The organism is Hydrocoleum sp. CS-953 (assembly GCF_002260545.1).
GTDB lineage: Bacteria > Cyanobacteriota > Cyanobacteriia > Cyanobacteriales > Microcoleaceae > Trichodesmium.
The window spans coordinates 1-2,518 of sequence record NZ_LGSU01000236.1 but is presented as its reverse complement, the minus strand read 5'-3'; the positions used below and the strand labels follow the sequence as shown (position 1 = coordinate 2,518).

Here is a 2,518-nt window from a genome sequence, read left to right as displayed (position 1 = left end):
GTGGTAGAAAAACATGGCGGTCGTATCTTGTGTAATTCTCAATTAGGAGAAGGAAGTGAATTGATAATTCAGATTCCTATTCAACATAATTCTACGAAGGGATAGTTCAGTAATTAATAATTAATAATTATCCTTTCTTAAGAGAAGGAGATTGACTCAAAAGAAAATTTTTGTTTCTAAATATAATTTGTAGTTAGGGCTGGCTGATTAAATCTCAAAGTATTTACAGCTAAAAAAGGAGCCTATTTTCAACAAGAGTTGAGAAAAAAATTACTCCCCTACTCCCCTACTCCCCCGCTCCTTAAAAAAGACTTTTTGAGCAAACCCTAGTTAACTCCTAAACTCTTCAATATCTAGACAAATATGAGACAACATACCCTACTTCAGCAACGCCAAAACTTCTGACTTCTGAATTCTGACTTCTGACTTAATAAAGGCCATCCAGCAAAATTTATTAATATATCTTAATATATATTAAGGAAAAGTTTAAAATTTAAAATTTAAGGATATGGCCGTGACTGACAAGCAAACATCGAAATGGAAGGCAAGTAGATTATTCCAAACCCTAGCCTATTTTGGGGTAGTTCCCTTTATCGGTAGTGTTAAATGGTTACAAAAATTATTTGGTGAAAAGACACCTAAAGCAACAAATACATCAGAAGTCGTATTAGTAGTAGGTGCGAATGGTGGAATTGGTAAACGAGTTGTACCTAGACTCCTAAAGCGCGGTTATCAAGTACGATCGCTCGTTCGAGATGCCAAAAAAGCTCAAAAAGTTCTTGGTAAAAATGTGGAAATAGTAACTGCCGATATTACCAAACCAGAAACTCTCACTCCTGAGATATTCAAAGACGTTAGTAAAATTATCTGTTGTACAGGTACGCGAGTCCAACTTGTAGAACAAGATAACCCAAACGGCGACAAATCTAACCAAGGCAAAAAAAATTTGATGCCAGAAGTTGTGGAAGACCCCCAACTCGTCGAATACGAAGGGATGAAAAATTTAGTAGCAGCAGCAAAACCACAACTACAACCAAGCAACCAAAAAATCATTTTTGACTTCACGAACCCCACCCAAGATGTCAAAGAAACTTGGGGTGCATTAGATGATGTAGTGATGGGGGGAGTCAGCGAAAGTTCCATCCGTCTCACAGGTAGTAGCGCTATTTTCTCTGGTAATGTCTCCACAGAAAACTCCGGTGGTTTTGTCTCCGTGCGTACCCGCAACTTCGGCCCCCCAATGAATTTATTGGGATATGCTGGTATCGAACTCCGAGTCAAAGGAGATGGCAAACGTTATAAATTTTTCCTCCGCTGCGAAGACAAGTGGGATGGAGTTGGTTATAGCTATTCTTTTGACACCGTTTACAATATCTGGACAACTATTCGCATTCCATTTAAAGATTTAACTCCAGTCTTCCGTGCGAGAGTTGTTGAAAATGGTCAACCATTTAATCCTAGTCAAATTTATTCTTACCAATTAATGTTAAGTAAATTTGAATATAACCGAGAACTTAATCCTAAATTTGCACCAGGATTTTTTCAGTTAGAAATTGAGTCTATTAAAGCTTATGGTAGCGACGAATTACCTAAATTTGTTCTAGTTAGTTCGGCGGGTGTAACTCGTCCGGGGCGACCAGGTTTAAACTTAGATGAACAAATTCCAATAGTGAAGTTGAATGACCAATTAAAAGGTATATTAAATTGGAAATTAAAAGGAGAAGAAGTTGTTCGTTCGAGTGAAATTCCTTATACAGTAATTCGACCTTGTGGAATGACTGAACAACCAGGAGGTCAAGCCTTAATATTTGACCAAGGTGATAATATTAAGGGTATTGTTAGTCGGGATGATATTGCCGATCTTTGTGTCAAAGTTTTAGAAGAAAATAAGGCTTGCAATACAACTTTTGAGGCAAAAGGAGATCAGGAAAATCAAGCAACTGCTGAAAATTGGGAGAAGTTATTTAATAGTTTAGAAACTGATAATAAAAAGTTGCCTCTGACAGTTTAAATAAAGAATAGTTGAGTAGTAGACTGACACACTTTAAATAGTGCAATAGTAGGGGCGGGNTTTAGCTATAATTTTCATGCTTACTCTAAGATTTATATAAACCCGCCCTAATATTAGATCTGTCGAGCCAGTCCAGTAGTGGACTACTGGACTAAAATGTTACCAACCGTAGGGGCGGGTTCCCCTTTCAATTCATGAGTTTTCACATTTAATTAGATAAACCCGCCCCCAATGATATAGTGCAACGTCCTAGAAGTTTGTAGTGGACTGTTTCACCTAAAATAGTGCATTAGATTTTTTCGTATAACTGACACTCTATCTCCCCATCTCCCCATCTCCCCATCTCCCCACACTCCCGGTGCTTCCTTTAGCATTACTATGCACCACCACCCCTTTGCGTAAGTCCTGATTGACTTTAAATAGGGTTTGATGATTAAATATCAAAGCATTAACATATAAAGGTTTTAGCCATTTTATATCTGGAAAAAGTACCAGCTTTTCAGTTGA

Annotated in this window: 2 protein-coding genes; one reads left to right on the top strand and one right to left on the bottom strand. The window is 37.5% G+C overall.

Annotated elements, in window-relative coordinates:
• Positions 1–508: 508 nt before the first annotated feature.
• The gene (locus AFK68_RS02020) at positions 509–2,011 is read left to right on the top strand and encodes a CIA30 family protein (RefSeq protein ID WP_210407183.1); all 1,503 of its coding nucleotides are present in this window, start codon (positions 509–511) and stop codon (positions 2,009–2,011) included.
• Positions 2,012–2,326: 315 nt separating this feature from the next.
• Here AFK68_RS02020 and AFK68_RS36160 read toward each other — a convergent pair.
• Positions 2,327–2,518 (bottom strand): hypothetical protein (locus AFK68_RS36160; protein ID WP_210407182.1); only part of this gene is annotated, 192 nt, incomplete at its 5' end.

What these genes read in the sequence shown, in the direction of transcription:
- AFK68_RS02020 (WP_210407183.1), top strand. Translation starts at nt 509, where the DNA reads ATGGCCGTGACTGACAAGCAAACATCGAAATGGAAGGCAAGTAGATTA.